This is a genomic window from Mesorhizobium sp. M7A.F.Ca.CA.003.01.2.1, from assembly GCF_003998945.1.
Classification (GTDB): domain Bacteria; phylum Pseudomonadota; class Alphaproteobacteria; order Rhizobiales; family Rhizobiaceae; genus Mesorhizobium; species Mesorhizobium ciceri.
This window is the reverse complement of record NZ_RZRA01001350.1, coordinates 1-1,062: the sequence shown is the minus strand read 5'-3', so window position 1 is coordinate 1,062 and position 1,062 is coordinate 1. Positions and strand designations below refer to the sequence as shown.

Here is a 1,062-nt window from a genome sequence, read left to right as displayed (position 1 = left end):
GCTCTGGCTGGTCGACTATGTCGACGGCATCGGCGTCATCGCTGCCCCGCAAGCGACATTCAGGGTCAGCGAGGCCGGCAAGGCGGGCGGCAGCGGCCCCTGCAACACCTATTTCGCCACCGCCAAGGTCAATGGGCAAACGATCGTGATCGGAGACATCGGTTCGACCTACAAGGCCTGTGCGCCAGAGGTGATGGCCGAGGAAAAGGCGCTGTTCGATGCGCTGGCCAAGGCGGCGTCATACCGCGTCGAGGCCGGCAAGCTCATCATATCAGGCAAGGATGGCCGCGAGATCCTGCGCTTTAGCGCGGCGAGCTGACCCCCAACGAAAAAGGCCGGCGAAACGCCGGCCTTCTTTTTACGGAATCCAAGGTCTGGATCGTCGGCTCAGCCGACGATCTCGGTGTCCGAGAACCAGTACTTGATCTCTTCTGCCGCGGTCTCCGGTGCGTCGGAGCCGTGCACGGAGTTTTCGCCGATCGACAGCGCATGAACCTTGCGGATGGTGCCTTCGGCGGCGTTGGCCGGGTTCGTGGCGCCCATCACTTCGCGGTTCCTGGCAATGGCGTTCTCGCCTTCCAGCACCTGGACGACGGTCGGTGCCGACGACATGAATTCAACCAATTCGCCGAAGAAAGGACGGTCCTTGTGGACGGCATAGAAGCCTTCCGCTTCGCGGCGGCTCATCCAGACCCGGCGCGAGGCGATGACACGCAGGCCTGCCTCTTCCAGCATCCTGGTGATGGCGCCGGTGAGATTGCGCCGGGTTGCGTCCGGCTTGATCATGGAAAATGTGCGTTCGAGCGCCATGGGTCGTCCTTGTCTGAGAATGGAATTGAGAGTGGCGGGCTCTATACAAGCCGCCCGGCCCATTGCCAAGGGCCCCCGATCAGACGGCTGCACAGCAACGCTTTGCTTGCTATAGTCGCGTGCCGGCGCCGCGCTGAGGTCGGGCCGTATGGAGACAACATGACCATGACAGACGATCGTCAGGAACGCATTCGCAACCGTGCGCACCAGATCTGGCTGCAAGAGGGCCAGCCGGCTGGACATCATGAGCGC

At 62.6% G+C, this 1,062-nt stretch carries 3 protein-coding genes; 2 read left to right on the top strand and 1 reads right to left on the bottom strand.

What is annotated here, in order from left to right:
* A partial coding sequence (locus tag EN969_RS32580; protein ID WP_164758732.1) for an META domain-containing protein occupies positions 1–319 on the top strand: 319 nt, incomplete at its 5' end.
* A gap of 68 nt (positions 320–387) precedes the next feature.
* Here the strand turns inward: EN969_RS32580 and ndk are convergent.
* Complete coding sequence (gene ndk / locus EN969_RS32575) at positions 388–810, bottom strand: nucleoside-diphosphate kinase (protein WP_013532476.1); 423 nt, start codon at positions 808–810, stop codon at positions 388–390.
* 159 nt (positions 811–969) lie between these two features.
* Here ndk and EN969_RS32570 point away from each other — a divergent pair.
* A partial coding sequence (locus EN969_RS32570; RefSeq protein WP_127419811.1) for a DUF2934 domain-containing protein occupies positions 970–1,062 on the top strand: 93 nt, incomplete at its 3' end.